This is a genomic window from Mycobacterium sp. 1164985.4 (assembly GCF_001668575.1).
Classification (GTDB): domain Bacteria; phylum Actinomycetota; class Actinomycetes; order Mycobacteriales; family Mycobacteriaceae; genus Mycobacterium.
In genome coordinates, this window is record NZ_LZMD01000066.1 from 1 (window position 1) to 16,782 (window position 16,782).

Here is a 16,782-nt window from a genome sequence, read left to right on the forward strand (position 1 = left end):
ACATGGTCAAGGCCGTCGTCGACCTTGGGTCGCGTCGACGAACGCTGCTGTTCATGCGCGCCGATTCGCTCGCGCACTTCGTCTCGTGCCTGGTGTACCTGCCGCGCGACCGCTATACCACCGCGGTGCGGTTGCAGATGCAGGACATCCTCGTGCGCGAGCTCGGCGGGGCCAGCATCGAATACACCGCGCGCGTGAGCGAATCCCCCTGGGCGGTGGTGCATTTCTCCGTGCGCATGCCCGACGGCACCATGGCCCGCTCGATCGACACGTCCGAGGCCAGCGAGTCCCGCATCCAGGACCTGCTGACCGAGGCGGCGCGCACCTGGGGCGACCGGCTGATCGGTGCGGTGAAGACCGGCTCGATCGATCAACGCACCGCCCAGCACTACTCGGCAGCGTTCCCCGAGGCATACAAGCAGGCGGTCGCGCCGCTCGACGCGATCGGCGACATCGCGATCATCGAAGACCTGCAGGATGATTCGATCCGACCGGTGCTCACCGACCTCGAGGAAGGCACCGCGCAGCTCACCCTGTATCTCGGTGGCCATTCGGCGTCGCTGAGCGACCTGCTGCCGATGCTGCAGTCGATGGGCGTCGTGGTGCTCGAGGAGCGGCCGTTCACCGTCGAGCGGCCCGACGGACTCGGCGTGTGGATCTACCAGTTCAAGATCTCGCCGCACAAGTCGATTCCGCGCATCGAGTCGGCCTCCGAGCGAGCCGAGACCGCGACGCGGTTCGCCGACGCGCTGACCGCGATCTGGCAGGGCCGCGCCGCGACCGACCGGTTCAACGAGTTGGTGATGCGGGCCGGACTGAACTGGCAGCAGGTCGCTGTCCTGCGCAGCTACGCGAAATACCTACGACAGGCCGGTTTTCCGTACAGCCAGTCGCACATCGAGGCCGTCATCAACGACCACGCCAAGACCGCGCGCTCGCTGGTCGAACTTTTCGAGGCGCTGTTCTGCCCGTTCGAATCGGAGCAGGGCGACGCGCCGAAACGCCGCGACGCCCAGGCCGCCGCGGCTGCCGTGACCGCCGATATCGACGCCCTGGTCAGTCTCGACACCGACCGGGTGCTGCGGGCGTTCGCGTCGATGATTCAGGCGACGCTGCGCACCAACTACTTCGTGAGGCGCCAGGAGTCGGCCCGTGCGCAGGACGTGCTGTCGTTCAAGCTCGATCCGGGCTTGATCGACGAATTGCCGCTGCCGCGGCCGAAGTTCGAGATCTTCGTGTACTCACCGCGCGTAGAGGGTGTGCACCTGCGGTTCGGCTACGTGGCGCGCGGCGGGCTGCGCTGGTCGGACCGCCACGAGGACTTCCGCACCGAGATCCTCGGACTGGTCAAGGCGCAGGCCGTCAAGAACGCGGTGATCGTGCCCGTCGGCGCCAAGGGCGGATTCGTCGTCAAGCAGCCGCCGGCACCCACCGGTGACGCAGCCGCCGACCGCGACGCCCAGCGCGGCGAAGGCGTGGCGTGCTACCAGCTGTTCATCGCCGGCCTGCTCGATGTGACCGACAACGTCGACAAGGGCACCGGACAAGTGGTTTCGCCGCCGGAAGTCGTGCGCCGCGACGGGGACGACGCGTATCTCGTCGTCGCCGCCGACAAGGGCACCGCGACGTTCTCCGACATCGCCAATGAGGTCGCCAAGTCCTACGGCTTCTGGCTCGGCGACGCGTTCGCCTCGGGCGGTTCGGTGGGATACGACCACAAGGCGATGGGCATCACCGCGAAGGGCGCATGGGAATCGGTCAAGCGGCACTTCCGCGAGATGGGCGTCGACACCCAGGCCGAGGACTTCACCGTCGTCGGGATCGGCGACATGAGCGGTGACGTGTTCGGCAATGGCATGTTGCTGTCCAAGCACATCCGACTGTTGGCCGCGTTCGACCACCGCCACATCTTCATCGACCCCGATCCCGACGCCGCGCGGTCGTGGGAGGAGCGCAAGCGCCTGTTCGACTTGCCGCGCTCGAGCTGGGAGGACTACGACACCTCGCTGATCAGCGAGGGCGGCGGCGTCTACAGCAGAGAGCACAAGTCGATCCAGATCAGCCCGCAGGCCCGCGCCGCGCTGGGCATTGACGACGACGTCGACGAGCTCACCCCGCCGAACCTGATCAAGGCGATCCTCAAGGCGCCCGCCGAACTGCTGTTCAACGGCGGTATCGGCACCTACATCAAGGCCGAGAGCGAATCCGACGCCGACGTCGGGGACCGCGCCAACGACCCGGTCCGCGTGAACGGGAATCAGTTGCGGGTCAAGGTGGTCGGCGAGGGGGGCAACCTGGGCGTGACCGCGCTCGGGCGCATCGAGTTCGATCTCGCCGGCGGCCGCATCAACACCGACGCGCTGGACAACTCGGCCGGCGTCGACTGCTCCGACCACGAGGTCAACATCAAGATCCTGATCGACTCACTCGTCACCGCCGGGAAGGTCAGCCCCGACGACCGCACCGAGCTGTTGTTGTCGATGACCGACGAGGTCGGTCGACTGGTTCTGCAGGACAACGAGGATCAGAACGACCTGATGGGCACCAGCCGCGCCAATGCAGCCAGCCTGCTTCCCGTACACGCGCGCATGATCAAGGCTTTCGTCACCGATCGCGGCCTCAATCGCGAGCTGGAGGCGCTGCCGTCGGAGAAGGAGATCCACCGTCGCACCGACGCCGGAATCGGTTTGACCTCACCGGAACTGGCGACACTGATGGCACATGTGAAACTCGCCCTCAAGGCCGACGTGCTGGCCAGCGACCTGCCCGACCAGGAGGCGTTCGCGTCCCGGCTGCCCCGGTACTTCCCGGAGAAGTTGCGCGAACCGTTCGCCGCGGAGATCCGGTCGCACCAGCTGCGCCGCGAGATCGTGACCACAATGCTGGTCAACGACCTCGTGGACACCAGCGGGATCACCTACGCGTATCGCACCAGCGAGGACGCCGGCGTGGGGCCGGTCGACGCCGTGCGCAGTTATGCCGCGGCCAACGCGATCTTCCGGGTCAACGACGTCTGGCACCAGATCCGGGCCGCGGGCAGCGACGGCGTCTCCGTCGCGGTGACCGACAGGATGACGCTGGATCTTCGTCGGCTCGTCGACCGGGCCGGACGTTGGCTATTGAACTACCGTCCGCAGCCGCTGGCCGTGGGCGCCGAAATCAACCGTTTCGCCGCCAAGGTGGCCGCGCTGACTCCGCGGATGCCGGAATGGCTGCGCGGTGACGACGAGGCGATCGTGTCCAAGGAGACCGACGAGTTCGCCTCCCGCGGGGTCCCGAGGGACCTGGCGTACACGGTTGCCACGGGGCTTTACCAGTTCAGCCTCCTCGACATCATCGACATCGGTGACATCGTCGACCGCGAACCCGACGAGGTCGCCGACACCTACTTCGCGCTGATGGACTATCTCAACACCGACACCCTGCTCACCGCGGTGTCCCGGCTGGAGCGCGATGACCGCTGGCACTCGTTGGCGCGGTTGGCGATTCGCGACGACATCTACGGCTCCCTGCGGTCGCTGTGCCTGGACGTGCTGGCCGTGGGCGAGCCGGACGAGACGGGCGAGGAGAAAATCGCGGAGTGGGAGACCACGAACGGCTCCCGGGTGGACCGCGCCCGTCGCACGCTCAGCGAAATACATGAAAGCGGTCAGCACGATTTGGCGACGCTGTCGGTGGCGGCACGCCAAATCCGCAGCATGACACGAAACAGTGGAACGGGGACATCTCGATGACAGGCTCTGGCACCCTCGCGCAGAACGCAGAAGGTGCGGGGTTCGTCGCACCCGTGCACGTGCGGTGGTCGGACATCGACATGTACCAGCACATCAACCACGCGACTATGGTGACGATCCTCGAGGAGGCCCGGATCCCGTTCCTGCGTGAGCCGTTCGGCCCAGAGATCGAGACCATCGGACTGCTCATCGCCGAGGTCAACATCTCGTACAAGGCCCAACTGCGCCTGATGGATTCGCCGCTACAGGTGACCATGTGGTCCAAACGCGTCCGCTCCGTCGACTTCACCGTCGGATACGAGGTGCGGTCGGTGGGGGCGCCCCCCGACTCGAAGCCGGCGGTGATCGCCGACACCCAGTTGGCCGCCGTGCACATCAAAGAGCAGCGGCTGCACCGTCTTTCGCCGCAGCAAAAAGAGTACCTGCAGCGCTGGACACGATGACGGCCTCCGAGCGGGGCGTCTGGCTCACCGATGAGGCGCACCGTGACGACCTCGCCGCGTTCGCCGAGCGGGCGATACGCCTCGACGAGGCCGCCGTCATCAGGCTGCGTCAACGCACCGACGGGCTCCTTGCCGCTTGGTTCGCAACGGGATTCGATGTGCTGGCCACACGCGTGGTCGCGGGTCGGGTCAATCCGCCGGACCTCTCCGCGGGTGCCGACGCGCTGGCCGCGGGGTTACAGGCGATGGACCGCGGCGGCTTCGTCGAACCCGGCTTCGCGCTGGACTCCGCATGGCGCGGCGCGCTTCCGCCGGACTCCGGGTTCGTCCACCTCGACGACGTACCGGCCCGTGTCGTGCTCGACCTCGCCGAGCGCGGCGGCACGCTGGTCAAGCAGCACTCCGGCGGTCAGGGCCCGCCGGTCTCGCTGCTGGATCAGGAGGTTGTCGCGGTCAGTTCCGCCGACGACAGCGTCGGTATCCCGATGCGGTGTGTGTTCGCTTTGACGGCAATGGGTTTCCTGCCCCAAGCCGGTTCGGCGGTGGGTGCCGACGAGATCGTGCGGGTGCGGGTCACCCCGACGTGGCTTCGTATCGACGCGCGGTTCGGATCGGTCTATCGCCGCCGCGGCGACCCCGCCGTCGTCCTGCTCTGAGTCCCCTTGTTTGCGCGAGCGTGCGTGTTTGCACACGGCACGCCGCGAAAAGTCGGCAATCTGCGCACGCTCGCGCCGTCGCGAGTGTGCGCACAACTCAGACCAGCCACGCGGCGGCGTCGGGTGGCAGGACCCCGTCGGACACCGTGGCGCTGGCCAGAAGAACCTGCCCCTCCGGCAGCGGAATCGGTCGCGATCCCGCGTTCAGCACGCACACCAACCCGCCGCCGCGGTGAAACACCAGGCTGTCGGCGGGCGAGTCCAGCCACTCGACCGTCGGTCCATCGAACTCCTCACGCCGCGAGCGTAATTCGAACGCCCGCCGGTAGAACGCCAGCGTCGAATCGGGGTCGTCCAGCTGCTTGTCGACCGTCAACGCCGCCCACTCACGAGGAATCGGCAACCAGGTGTCGGGGTTCGTCGAGAACCCGAAAGGGGCAGCGTCGCCCTCCCAGGGCATGGGGATCCGGCTGCCGTCGCGTCCGCGGCGGGTGTGCCCGGACCGTTCCCACACGGGGTCGCGCAGTGCCTCGTCGGGTAGCTCGACGTTCGGCAGCCCCAGTTCCTCGCCGTTGTAGACGAACACCGACCCCGGCAGCGCGAGCATCACCAGCGCCATCGCCTTGGCGCGTGCCAACCCGACGCTGCCGCCGCCGTAACGGGTGGTTTCGCGTTCGACGTCGTGGTTGGCCAGTGTCCAGGTCGGAACGGCGCCCACCAACTCGACTGCCGCCAGGGAGTTTTCGATGGCCTCGCGAATGTCGGCGGCGTCGAACGCGGCGCGCAGCAAGCGGAAGTTGAAGCCCAGGTGCAATTCGTCGGGGCGCACATACCGGGCGAACTGTTCGTTGTCGTAGACCCAGACCTCGCCGATCGCAACGGATTCCGGATAGTCGTCGAACACCCGGCGGATTCGGCGGTGAAGCTCGTGGACGCCGTCGTTGTTGAAGCGCGGATCGTCGTCCATTTCGGCCAGCAGCATCTCGCGCCGGGGGACCGTCATGTCCGGGAGGTTCGGCGGCTTGGCCATGCCGTGCGCGACGTCGATGCGGAACCCGTCCGCTCCGCGGTCGAGCCAGAACCGCAGCGTCCGCTCGAGATCGTCGAACACCTCGGGGTTCTCCCAGTTGAGGTCGGGCTGTTCGGCGTCGAACAGATGCAGGTACCACTGGCCCGGACTGCCGTCGGACTCGGTGATCCGGGTCCACGCAGGGCCCCCGAAGATCGACACCCAGTTGTTCGGGGGTTGTGAGCCGCCGGGCCCGGCGCCGTCGCGGAAGATGTAGCGGTCGCGCTCCCTGCTGCCCGGCGGTGCGGCCAACGCCTCGGCAAACCAAGGATGCGCGGAGCTGGTGTGGTTGGGCACCAGGTCCATCGTCACCTTGATACCCCGATCGTGCGCGGCCGCGACGAGTCGGTCCAGCGCGGCCATGCCGCCGAACAGCGGGTCGACATCGCGCGGATCGGAAACGTCGTAGCCGTTGTCTGCCATTGGCGAGACCATCACCGGGTTGAGCCAGATCGCGTCGACGCCCAGCGCCTCGAGGTAGTCCAGGCCGGCGGTCACACCGTCGAGATCGCCGACGCCGTCACCGTCGCTGTCGCGGAACGAGCGCGGATACACCTGGTAGAACAGCGCATCCGACCACCAGGGAGTCGTCATCAGAACGGTGCGTTCACCATCGAATGGGCGGCCATCTCGAGATAAGCCAGCAGTTCCTCGCGGTGCTCGTCGTCGAGCGTCTGCGAATCGACCTCGGCGACCGCGGTGTGCATGCACCGCAGCCACGCGTCACGCTCGATGTAGCCGATCCGGAACGGGGCGTGGCGCATCCTCAACCTCGGATGCCCCCGCTGATCGGAGTAGGTGCGAGGGCCGCCCCAGTACTGCTCCAGGAACATCCGCAGCCGCACCTCGGCGGGCCCGAGGTCCTCTTCGGGGTACAGCGGACGCAGGATCTCGTCCTCGCGGACCAACTCGTAGAACCGCGCCACGATTGCGCGGAACGTCTCGTGGCCACCGACTTCGTCGTAGAACGACCTCTGTGGCTGTGTCACGCCTCCATTGTTCCCTGTTGCTGGATTGCCAGGTCAGGCGGGCGCGCCACCCGATGTTCACCCAATTGACCTGCGAACACGTCAAGAAATGTCGTGCGATTCACAGGAATCCGTGGTGAACTGTCGGACGGAGGACGTATGGCGCATCGCAAGAAAGGCCCGTCCAGAAGGGCCGGCCAGCGGAGCCACGGTGCCGCGACCGCCCTAGCCGGGTCGGCGGTACCGGGCGCGCAGGCACGCGTGCTGCACAGCGTCGACATCCATCCGCCGAGTACCAGCGAGGCCTCCATCTGGGGCCGCCGCCGGGTCCTCCTGCTGAACTCCACCTACGAACCGTTGACCGCTCTGCCCATGCGCCGAGCGGTCATCATGTTGATGTGCGGAAAGGCCGACGTCGTGCACGACGATCCCGGGGGGCCGGTGATCCACTCCGCGACCCGCTCGATCGTCGTGCCCTCGGTGATCCGGCTGCGGACTTACGTGCGGGTGCCCTACCGCGCGCGCATCCCGATGACCCGCGCCGCGCTGATGCACCGCGACCGGTTTCGCTGCGCCTACTGCGGCGGCAAGGCCGACACCGTCGACCACGTGGTTCCCCGCAGCCGCGGTGGGGCGCACGCCTGGGAGAACTGCGTGGCGGCCTGTTCGACGTGCAATCACCGCAAGGCGGACCGGCTGCTCACCGAGCTGGGGTGGTCGCTGCGCACGGTGCCCGTCCCGCCGAAGGGACAGCACTGGCGGCTGTTGTCGAGCGTGAAGGAACTCGACCCGTCGTGGGTCCGATATCTGGGCGAAGGCGCGGCGTAAACGCGGCTGGTATACGGTTTGCGACGTGAGCACCGCACTGACACACGCGCTACTGATCCTGGTGCCGCTCGGGCTGACGGCCGTGCTTGCCGCTCTCATCTGGCGCAAGAAGGGCCCGCACCCGGCGACCTACAAGATGTCCGAACCTTGGAAGCACGCCCCGATCCTGTGGGCGGCCGACGAGCCGGCCGGTCACGGGCACGCCACCGGGCGCAGCGTGGCGGCCGATTCCGCGGCCGACGGCGGAAACGTGGGTGGGCACGACACGCACGCGGTGACGATTGGAGGCGGCGCCAGTGGCAAGTGGTGATGTTGCAGTAAGCGGCCACCGGGCCGCGGTCGAGCGCACCGACCTGCCAGTCGGTTGGGTGGTCACGTCCAGCGGTCGCATCTCCGGTGTCACGCAACCGGGCGCGCTGTCGGTGGATTACCCCTTCCCGGTCAAGGATCTGGTGTTCCTCGACGACGCGCTCAAGTACGGCTCCCGGGCCGCCAAGGCTCGGTTCGCCGTGTACATCGGCGACCTCGGCAGCGACACGGCGGCCACCGCGCGCGAGATCATCGCGCAGGTGCCGACTCCGAACAACGCCGTGCTGCTGGCGGTCTCGCCCGACCAGCGCGCGATCGAGGTGGTCTACGGCGCCGACGTCAAGGGGCGCGGCATCGAGGAAGCCGCACCACTGGGCGTTTCGGCGGCCGCCGCGTCGTTCAAGGACGGCAACCTGATGGACGGTCTCATCAGCGCGGTGCGCGTGATGAGCGCCGGCGTCACCCCGGCCTGACCGCCACCCTTTTTCGCGCGAGCTGCGTGTTCTCCGCGCAAGCGGTGGGCCCAACACACGACACGCCGCGCCAGAGCGGCATTGTGCGCACGCTCTCGCCGGCGCGTCAGGGTGCGTCGGCCGCGAGTGCGGCGCGGATTTCGACGTAGCGCTCGAGGAACCGTCGTTCGTCGAGGCGCTTACGCCGCAGCCACCCGGTGACCTCGTCATTGCACTTGCTGGTGTTGCACGATCCGCACGCCGGGACGACGTTGTCGATGGTGTACCGGCCGCCGCGCGAGATCGCCATGACGCAGTCGCGCTGTAACGGTCGATCAGTCGCGCCGCAGTAGGCGCAGCCCTTCCACGTGTCCTTCAGAGCCTGCCACTGCTGTGGCGTGAGGTCGTTGTCGACGGCGCCGAGCCGACGCTTGCGCCTGCGGGCCGCCCGGGCCCGGCGGGTTCTGCTGACCGCCACGGGCTCAGCATGCCCGGTGAGCGTGCGCAAAGTGTCGCGATCACACGGCGTGTCGTGTGTTGGGCCCACCGCTTGCGAGAGGAACACGCACGCTCGCGCCACAAAGACACAAAGGAAGGGTCTAGGTGACGTCGAAGGCGCGGGCGCGCAGGGAGCGCTCGACACCCGCGCGGCCCTCGATGACCAGGCGACGCAGCGGAGGCGGCACGTCGGGGTCGGCGAGGAACTCGTCGGCTGCGGCCAGACCGTCCTCGCTGATGTCCCACGACGGGTACAACCCGATGACGACGGTCTGTGCGACCTCGCTGGAGCGCCGCTGCCACACTCCTGAGATGGCGCCGAAGTACTTGGCGCGGAACGGTTGCAGCAGGTCCTGCTGACCCGGCTGCACGAAGCCGCCGATGATCGCGCGGGCGGTGATGTTGGGCAGCGTGTCGTCCTCGATGACCTGCTCCCAGGCCGTCGCCTTGACCTCCGGCTGCGGCCGCGCCGCGGTCGCCGCCGCAGCGTGGCGCCTGCCCGCAGCGGTCGGGTCGCGCTGGGCCTCGGCGTCGATGAACGGTGTTGCGGCGCCGTCGGAGTCGACGACACCCGCGGTGGCCAACGCGGTGACGATGCGCCACCGCAGATCGGCGTCGACCACCAGCCCGCCCAGTCCGGACTCGGCCGGATCCGCGTCGAGCACCGCCTTCAGCACGTCGGTGTGCCTGCTCGACAACACCGACCCGCACAGCGCGTTGACGTACGCCAGTTGGTGATCCGAGCCCGCCTCGGCGCCGCGGGCCAGTTCCAGCAGCCGGTCGGCGAACGCCGACCAGCCCTCCGAGTGCGCCCAGTCGGGATCGGCGTAGGAGTTCAACGCCGTCTGCGCCTGCAGCAGAAGACGCTGCAGCACACCGACTTCGGTCTCGGCGTGCACACCGCTCGTGACCAGCGACACGAAGTCGCGCGCCTTGAGCTCCGCCTCGCGCGTCATCTCCCACGCCGCCGACCACGCCAGGGTGCGCGGCAACGGCTCGGCGATGTCGGCGATGCGCGTCAGCACGGTCTGCAGCGAGTCCTGGTCCAGCCGCAGCGAGCAGTACGTCAGATCGTCGTCGTTGACCAGGATCAACATGCCACGTGAAACTCCCTGCAGTGCAGCCACATCCGTGCGCGGACCCTCGACGTCGAGTTCCTCGCGATGCACCCGGACCAGCTTGCCGGATCCGTCGTCGTCATAAATGCCGACGGCGAGACGGTGCACGCGGGTCTCGCCGGCGCCCGGTGCGGCGCCGCTCTGATCGATGGAGAACCGGGTGAATCGGCCGTCGGCGTCGAGGTCGAATTCGGGGCGCAGCGTGTTGAGGCCCGTCGTCTTGAGCCACTGCCTACCCCACCCGGACAGGTCGCGTCCCGACGCCTTCTCCAGCGCGCCCAGCAGATCACCGAAGGTGGCGTTGCCGAATGCGTGGTCGCGGAAGTAATCCCGCAGCCCGGAGAGGAACTCCTCCTCGCCGACGTAGGCGACCAGCTGTTTGAGCACGCTGGCGCCCTTGGCGTAGGTGATCCCGTCGAAGTTCACCTCGACCGCGGCCAGATCCGGGATGTCGGCGGCGACCGGGTGCGTCGAGGGTAGCTGGTCCTGCCGGTACGCCCACGACTTCTCGACGTTGGCGAACGTCGTCCACGCCTCGGTGTACTCGGTGGCCTCGGCCTGGCACAGCACCGAGGCGAACGTCGCGAACGACTCGTTGAGCCACAGGTCATCCCACCACTTCATGGTGACCAGGTCGCCGAACCACATGTGCGCCATCTCGTGCAGGACGGTCTCCGCGCGCCGTTCGTAGGAGGCCCGGGTGACCTTGCTGCGGAAGACGTAGTCCTCCAGGAACGTCACCGCCCCGGCGTTCTCCATCGCCCCGGCGTTGAACTCCGGCACGAACAACTGGTCGTACTTGCCGAACGCGTACGGGACGCCGAAGTTCTTGTGGTAGAAGCCGAATCCCTGTTTGGTCTCGGTGAACAGCCGGTTGGCATCCATGAACTCGGCCAGCGATCTGCGGCAGAACAGTCCGAGCGGGATGTCGCCGTGGTCGTCGCTGTACACGTCGTCCCAGCGCGCATACGGCCCCGCGATGAGCGCCACCAGGTACGTGCTCATGCGCGGCGTGGCGGCGAACGTGTGGCGCTTGGCGGCGCCGGCGTCCTCGACGTTCACGGTGGCGCCGTTGGAGACGACCTCCCAGTGCGACGGCGCGGTCACCGAGACGTCGAACGCGGCCTTGAGATCCGGCTGGTCGAAACACGCGAACATGCGCTTGGCGTCGGCGGTTTCGAACTGCGAGTACAGATACACCTCGTCGTCGACGGGGTCGACGAACCTGTGTAGCCCTTCTCCGGTGTTGGAGTAGCGGCAATCGGCATCGATGACGACGACGTTGTGGCCGGTCAATCCGATCAACGGGATACCGGTGGATTCGTCATAGGCGGAGACGTCGATGTCGCGGCCGTTGAGCGTAGCGCTGTGGATCACGTGGGCCGCGATGTCGATGTAGGTGTCGGCACCGGCGAGGGCGTCGAATTCGACCGTGGTCGTGGACCGGAAGGTACGCTCGCCGGGCTTGCCGGCGCCGTCGGTCAGGTCGAGTTCGATGCGGTAGCTGTCGACGGTCACCAGGGCGGCGCGTTCGACGGCTTGGTCGCGGGTCAGGTTGGGAAGTGCCACGCGACCAACCTATAGCGCGCCCGCCGACGGCGCGTCGCACGTCCCGCGTCAGAAGCCGGGTATCGCCCGCGCCGCGGGGAGCCAGTCCAGCACGGTGCCGTTACCGACCGAGGCCATCATCTGCGGGCAGTACATAGAGATCGCGATACCGGTGAAGAACGCCGCGATGTCCGGCGGGATGCCGTTGTCGGACACCTGCGTGTACACCTTCGCGAGGTTCTTACCCGGCTCGACGAGCATCGGGCACACGGATTCCCCGACGGCGACCATGTTCACCGGGTTGTCGACGGTCATGCCCGCACCGCGGAGCGCGGCCAGGAAGGCGTCGTCGGTCGGGTCGGCATGGGCGGGCGCGGCGAACGTCGTCGCAGCCGCGGCCAGACCGGCCCCTAACGCCAGAGCGCGTACTCGAACATCAACAGGTTTGTTCACTTCGGTAACGATTCTTCACATTGGTCACATCAGGAACACGGTTCGGTCACCGTTTGCACTCTTAGGCGTTTCTCATATCGCGATCTGCGGAGCGGGCCGCTATAAGCGCCGACGCGGGGAACACTCAACAGGCGATCGAAGTTGTTGACAATTGGACCCCGCCCATTCCGCGCCCGGAAGGATTCATCATGCCCGAGAAGTCCGTCGCAGAATTCTGGTTCGACCCACTGTGCCCCTGGTGCTGGATCACCTCGCGCTGGATCCTCGAGGTCGAGAAGGTCCGCGACATCGACGTGAACTTCCGGGTGATGAGCCTCGCGGTGCTCAACGAGGGGCGCGATCTGCCCGAGCAGTACCAGGAAGCGATGAAGAAGGCTTGGGGGCCGGTGCGCGTCGCGATCGCCGCCGAGCAGGCCAAGGGCCGCGAAATCCTCGAGCCGTTGTACACCGCGATGGGTACGCGCATCCACAACCAGGGCAATCAGGACTTTGACGTGGTGATCAAGGAATCGCTGGCCGAGGTGGGCCTGCCCGCCGAACTCGCGGAGGCCGCCACCAACGACAAGTACGACGAGGCTCTGCGCAAGAGCCACCACGAGGGCATGGACCCCGTCGGCGAGGACGTCGGCACCCCGACCATCCACGTCAACGGCGTCGCCTTCTTCGGACCCGTGCTGTCGAAGATCCCGCGGGGCGAAGAGGCCGGCAAGCTCTGGGACGCCTCGGTGACCTTCGCGTCCTATCCGCACTTCTGGGAACTCAAGCGCACGCGCACGGAGTCGCCGCAGTTCGACTGATCGCGCCCGGGTAGAGCGGGCGGCGTCTGCCACAATGACCGCCATGCGCGTCTACCTGGGAGCCGATCACGCCGGCTTCGACCTCAAGCAGGCCATCATCGAGCACCTGCGCAACACCGGGCACGAGCCGATCGATTGCGGAGCGTTCGTCAACGACCCCGACGACGACTATCCGGCCTTCTGCATCGCGGCCGCGGAGAAGACCGTCGCCGATTCGGGCAGCCTCGGCATCGTGCTCGGGGGCTCGGGCAACGGTGAGCAGATCGCGGCCAACAAGGTCCTCGGCGCGCGGTGTGCGTTGGCGTGGAGCGTCGAGACCGCCAAACTCGCACGCGAGCACAACAACGCGCAGCTGATCGGCATCGGCGGGCGCATGCACAGCGTCGACGAGGCGTTGGCGATCGTCGACGCGTTCCTCAGCACCCCGTGGTCGGAAGCCGCACGGCACCAACGTCGTATCGACATCCTCTCCGAGTACGAACGCACCCGCGTCGCGCCCCCGGTGCCCGGCGCGTAGGGATGCCGGAGGGCCACACGCTGCACCGGCTCGCCCGGTTGCATCAGCGCCGCTTCGGTCGCGCGCCGGTGCTGGTGTCCAGCCCACAGGGCCGGTTCGCCGACGGCGCTGCCGCGGTCAGCGGGCGGGTTCTCAAGAAGGCGACCGCCTACGGCAAACACCTGTTCCATCACTACGACGGTGGGCGGGTGGTGCACGTGCACCTCGGGTTGTATGGCACGTTCACCGAGGTGCCGCTGCCGGTCCCGGTCCCGGTCGGACAGGTCCGGATGCGGATGATCGGCTCCGAGTACGCCACCGACCTGCGGGGTCCGACGGTGTGTGAGGTACTCGAAGAGCCCGAGATCGCCGACGTCATCGACCGCCTCGGACCCGATCCGCTGCGCCGGGACGCCGACGGATCGCTGGCGTGGGCACGAATCCATAAGTCGCGCAGGCCGATCGGAGCGCTGTTGATGGACCAGTCGGTGATCGCCGGGGTGGGCAACGTCTACCGCAACGAGCTGTTGTTCCGGCACGGTGTCGACCCGCACCGGCCCGGCATCCGCATCGACGAGAACGAGTTCGACGAGATGTGGACCGACCTCGTCGAGTTGATGCGGATCGGGCTGCGGCGCGGCAAGATTCACACCATCCGCCGCGAGGACGATCACGGGCTGCCGTCGTACGCGCCGGGCCGCCCCCGCACCTACGTGTACCGGCGTGCCGGGGAGCCGTGCCGGCTGTGCGGCACCGAGATCCGCACCGAGGTGATGGAGGGCCGCAACCTGTTCTGGTGCCCGACCGATCAAAGCTAGGCGCCGCGGCTGAGTCCACGTGACGGGTGGGCCTCAGAGACAATCGACGCGTGGAGTTGATTCTCGTCGTCGTCGGAGCCATCGTCGTCACCGCTGTCGCGCACCGGCGTGGCCTCGAGCCGGCCCTGATCATCGTCGTCATCGGCGCCGCGGTGTCGTTCCTGCCGGATTTCGAACCGCCCGAACTCGATTCGCACATCCTGCTGACGGTGGTTTTGCCGCCGCTGCTGTATTCGGCCGCCCTGGACTTCTCGTTCCCGACGTTTCTGCGCAACATCCGGCCGATCCTCGGCCTCGGCATCGGACTGGTCGTGGTGACCACATTCGCGGTGGCGGCCTCGGCACGGCTGGTGGTTGTGCCGCTGACGTTCGCCACTGCGCTGGTGTTGGGCGCGATCGTGGCGCCGCCGGACGCCGTTACCGCGGTGGCGCTAGGACGTAAGCTCGGCCTGCCGAAGCGGGTGATGGCGATCCTGACGGGGGAGAGCCTGATCAACGATGCCGCCGCACTGACGCTGTTCTCGATCGCGGTCGTGCAGGTCACCGGTGGGCACATCTTCATCCACAACCCGTTTCTGCTGTTCGGCTACAGCGCGGTGGTCGGACCGATCGTCGGTGCGCTGCTGGGCTACGTGACGCTGTGGATCCGGCGGCGACTGGCCAATCCCGGACTCGAGACCGTGCAGGGCCTCGTGGTGCCGTTCGCGGCGTTCATCGTCGCCGAGGAGCTGCACGCTTCCGGCGTGCTTGCGGTCGTGGTCGCCGGGTTCGTGGTGGCCAACGGAACGCTGTCCGCCGGATACCAGACCCGGCTGCAGGAACGCTACGTGTGGAACTCGGTCGACGTGCTCCTCGAGGCGTTCGTGTTCGCCTACATCGGGTTGCATCTGCGCTTCGTGCTGGAGGATCTGCGGGAGGCGCACGAGTCGCTGGCCGAGGTCGCGTTGGCGTCGCTGGTGGTGTTGGTCATCGTCCTGGTGATCCGGCCGCTGTCGGTCTTCACCATCTTCGGGCGCAACAAACTGTCCCAGCATGTCGGGAACCGGTTGAGCGTTCCGGTGCCGGAGGGTGGCGGCCGCGGTGCGCTGGGAACCAAGCGGCGCAAGAACCCACCGGGGAAGTGGCGCTCGCGCATCGACCGGCGGTCGCTGTCCTGGCAGGAGAACCTGGTCGTCTCATGGACGGGTATGCGCGGGGTGGTGACTCTTGCTGCGGCCGCGGCCATTCCGGCGACGACGGTCACCGGTGAACCGTTCCCCGAGCGCGCCACCATTCAGGCCGTGGCGTTCGTGGTCAGCGTCGGCACGCTGTTGCTTCAAGGCTCGACGCTGCCGATCCTGATCCGGCGGCTGCACCTCTCGCGGTTCTCCGATGATCACGCCCTCGACCGCAACGAGGAACTCAAGGCCGAACGCATCGTGCACGAGGCCGCCGACCGAGTGCTCGCCGAATTCCGCGCCAATCCGCCGGCGAACCTGAGCCCGCGCGTGGCCGCCGAGATCGAGGCGATCATCGCCAGGCACTCGCAGGACGCCGACGAGATGCCGGATCCGGAGGCGCACACCAAGCGCTCGGAGGTGTTCTCGGCGCTGTACCGCGATGTGCTGGCCCAACAGCGCGCCGCACTGATCGCCGAACGCGACGAGGGACGCATCGAGGACGAGGCGGTGCGGGCGATGCTCGAACGGCTCGACCTACAGGAGGCCGGGGTGTCGGCGCGGCTGGAGAGCCGACTCTAGCGACGTCGACGTCCGGCGGATCTCAGAAGCCGCCGAAATCGCCGACGCCGCCGCCGATGTCACCGCCGCCCCAGTCTGCGCCGCCCCAGTCGCCGCCGCCGTCGCCCCAGCCGCCGTCGCCGCCGAAGTCCTGGCCGCCCTGGTCCAGTCCTTGGTCGTAGCCCTGGGCGAAGCCCTCCTCGTAGCCGCTGCCGTGCATGCCGGAGAACAAGGCGTCGAACAACAGCACCGAACCCAGCCCCCACGCGCCGGCGACGAGCGCGGGCTTCCACCACGGCTCGGAGTACCAGCCCGCAGGCACCGGACGGCCCGCGACCCGGCCGCCGGGGTAGTAGTTGGGGGTGCGTTCGGACGGTGTCGGCGACGCCTCGATCTCGCGGCCCTCGAAGTTGACCTTGCGATCCTCGGTCACCGTGCCCGCCGCCCGCTGACCGGTCAGCGTCTCGAGTTCGGGTCCCGGGTCCATGCCCATCGCGGTGCGCGCGGCCCGAACGTAGTAGAGGCCCTCGATTGCGCTCTCCTTGGCGAGCAACGCCTGCTTGACGGTGCCGGCCTGGTCGATCTGTGAGCCGGCGGCGGTGTAGCGCTCGGACGCGTCGGCGAGCGCCTGCTTGGAGGCCTCGTCGGTGCCGGTCAAGCTGATCACCTGACCGCCGAGGCGTTCGATGACGCGGCGGGAATCCGCTTTGGCGTCGTCGAGCGAGGCGGCCTTGCGTCGATCCGACGCCCGCATCGCGGCGTAGGCGACGACGCCGAGCGCGACGATGACCAGGACGACGAGAACGAGCAGAACACCGTTCATGGCGACCACCCTACCCAGGTCCCCGGTCCCGGACGCGGCGGCGAACTCCGCGCC

At 67.8% G+C, this 16,782-nt stretch carries 16 protein-coding genes; 10 read left to right on the forward strand and 6 right to left on the reverse strand.

Annotation, left to right across the window (positions count from 1 at the left end):
• The 3 genes from A5650_RS13230 to A5650_RS13240 all read left to right on the forward strand — a co-directional run.
• Nucleotides 1–3,734 (forward strand): NAD-glutamate dehydrogenase (locus tag A5650_RS13230; RefSeq protein ID WP_067291751.1); only part of this gene is annotated, 3,734 nt, incomplete at its 5' end.
• Entirely contained in the window at nucleotides 3,731–4,177 is a 447-nt protein-coding gene (locus A5650_RS13235; protein WP_067291755.1) for an acyl-CoA thioesterase, read from the forward strand. The genes A5650_RS13230 and A5650_RS13235, both read left to right, overlap by 4 nt.
• The gene (locus A5650_RS13240; RefSeq protein WP_502687073.1) at nucleotides 4,174–4,833 is read left to right on the forward strand and encodes a DUF8010 domain-containing protein; all 660 of its coding nucleotides are present in this window, start codon (nucleotides 4,174–4,176) and stop codon (nucleotides 4,831–4,833) included. Before A5650_RS13235 ends, A5650_RS13240 begins: the two co-directional genes overlap by 4 nt.
• 97 nt (nucleotides 4,834–4,930) lie before the next feature.
• Here the strand turns inward: A5650_RS13240 and A5650_RS13245 are convergent, their stop codons facing one another.
• Together A5650_RS13245 and A5650_RS13250 are read right to left on the reverse strand one after the other, a co-directional pair.
• Nucleotides 4,931–6,496 carry a glycoside hydrolase family 13 protein gene (locus A5650_RS13245; protein WP_067291757.1) on the reverse strand — a complete coding sequence of 522 codons (1,566 nt, stop codon included), beginning with the start codon at nucleotides 6,494–6,496 and terminating at the stop codon, nucleotides 4,931–4,933.
• Nucleotides 6,496–6,891 (reverse strand): globin, encoded by a 396-nt coding sequence (locus tag A5650_RS13250; protein ID WP_067291759.1) that lies wholly within the window; start codon nucleotides 6,889–6,891, stop codon nucleotides 6,496–6,498. Before A5650_RS13250 ends, A5650_RS13245 begins: the two co-directional genes overlap by 1 nt.
• A gap of 138 nt (nucleotides 6,892–7,029) precedes the next feature.
• Here A5650_RS13250 and A5650_RS13255 point away from each other — a divergent pair, with 138 nt between their 5' ends.
• The 3 genes from A5650_RS13255 to A5650_RS13265 are packed head-to-tail and all read left to right on the forward strand — an operon-like array spanning nucleotide 7,030 to nucleotide 8,480.
• Nucleotides 7,030–7,698: an HNH endonuclease gene (locus A5650_RS13255; RefSeq protein WP_067085060.1), complete on the forward strand. Its 669-nt coding sequence runs from the start codon at nucleotides 7,030–7,032 to the stop codon at nucleotides 7,696–7,698.
• Between the two features lie 25 nt (nucleotides 7,699–7,723).
• Complete coding sequence (gene ctaJ, locus A5650_RS13260; RefSeq protein WP_082950746.1) at nucleotides 7,724–8,008, forward strand: aa3-type cytochrome oxidase subunit CtaJ; 285 nt, start codon at nucleotides 7,724–7,726, stop codon at nucleotides 8,006–8,008.
• Nucleotides 7,995–8,480, forward strand: coding sequence for a DUF5130 domain-containing protein (locus A5650_RS13265; RefSeq protein WP_067291761.1), 486 nt, complete (start codon nucleotides 7,995–7,997; stop codon nucleotides 8,478–8,480). The genes ctaJ and A5650_RS13265 overlap by 14 nt, the downstream gene beginning before the upstream one ends.
• Before the next feature lie 106 nt (nucleotides 8,481–8,586).
• On the opposite strand, the gene A5650_RS13270 is transcribed toward A5650_RS13265, so the two are convergent.
• From A5650_RS13270 to A5650_RS13280, 3 genes are all read right to left on the reverse strand, one after another.
• Entirely contained in the window at nucleotides 8,587–8,937 is a 351-nt protein-coding gene (locus A5650_RS13270) for an HNH endonuclease (protein ID WP_156744127.1), read from the reverse strand.
• Nucleotides 8,938–9,058: 121 nt separating this feature from the next.
• On the reverse strand, nucleotides 9,059–11,644 hold the full coding sequence (pepN, locus tag A5650_RS13275) for an aminopeptidase N (protein ID WP_067291763.1): 2,586 nt from the start codon (nucleotides 11,642–11,644) through the stop codon (nucleotides 9,059–9,061).
• A 48-nt stretch (nucleotides 11,645–11,692) separates the two neighbouring features.
• Nucleotides 11,693–12,076 carry a DUF732 domain-containing protein gene (locus A5650_RS13280; RefSeq protein WP_067291764.1) on the reverse strand — a complete coding sequence of 128 codons (384 nt, stop codon included), beginning with the start codon at nucleotides 12,074–12,076 and terminating at the stop codon, nucleotides 11,693–11,695.
• 188 nt (nucleotides 12,077–12,264) lie between these two features.
• Here A5650_RS13280 and A5650_RS13285 point away from each other — a divergent pair, with 188 nt between their 5' ends.
• From A5650_RS13285 to A5650_RS13300, 4 genes are read left to right on the forward strand one after another with little or no spacing between them, the layout of a single operon-like run.
• Nucleotides 12,265–12,873, forward strand: coding sequence for a mycothiol-dependent nitroreductase Rv2466c family protein (locus tag A5650_RS13285; RefSeq protein ID WP_067291766.1), 609 nt, complete (start codon nucleotides 12,265–12,267; stop codon nucleotides 12,871–12,873).
• 43 nt (nucleotides 12,874–12,916) lie between these two features.
• Entirely contained in the window at nucleotides 12,917–13,390 is a 474-nt protein-coding gene (locus A5650_RS13290; protein ID WP_197501864.1) for a ribose-5-phosphate isomerase, read from the forward strand.
• Between the two features lie 2 nt (nucleotides 13,391–13,392).
• Nucleotides 13,393–14,187, forward strand: a complete 795-nt coding sequence (locus A5650_RS13295) for an Fpg/Nei family DNA glycosylase (protein ID WP_067291774.1) — start codon at nucleotides 13,393–13,395, stop codon at nucleotides 14,185–14,187.
• 50 nt (nucleotides 14,188–14,237) lie between these two features.
• Nucleotides 14,238–15,926, forward strand: coding sequence for a cation:proton antiporter (locus A5650_RS13300; protein WP_067291777.1), 1,689 nt, complete (start codon nucleotides 14,238–14,240; stop codon nucleotides 15,924–15,926).
• Nucleotides 15,927–15,948: 22 nt separating this feature from the next.
• On the opposite strand, the gene A5650_RS13305 is transcribed toward A5650_RS13300, so the two are convergent.
• Nucleotides 15,949–16,728 (reverse strand): hypothetical protein, encoded by a 780-nt coding sequence (locus A5650_RS13305; protein ID WP_067292005.1) that lies wholly within the window; start codon nucleotides 16,726–16,728, stop codon nucleotides 15,949–15,951.
• Nucleotides 16,729–16,782 lie beyond the last annotated feature (54 nt).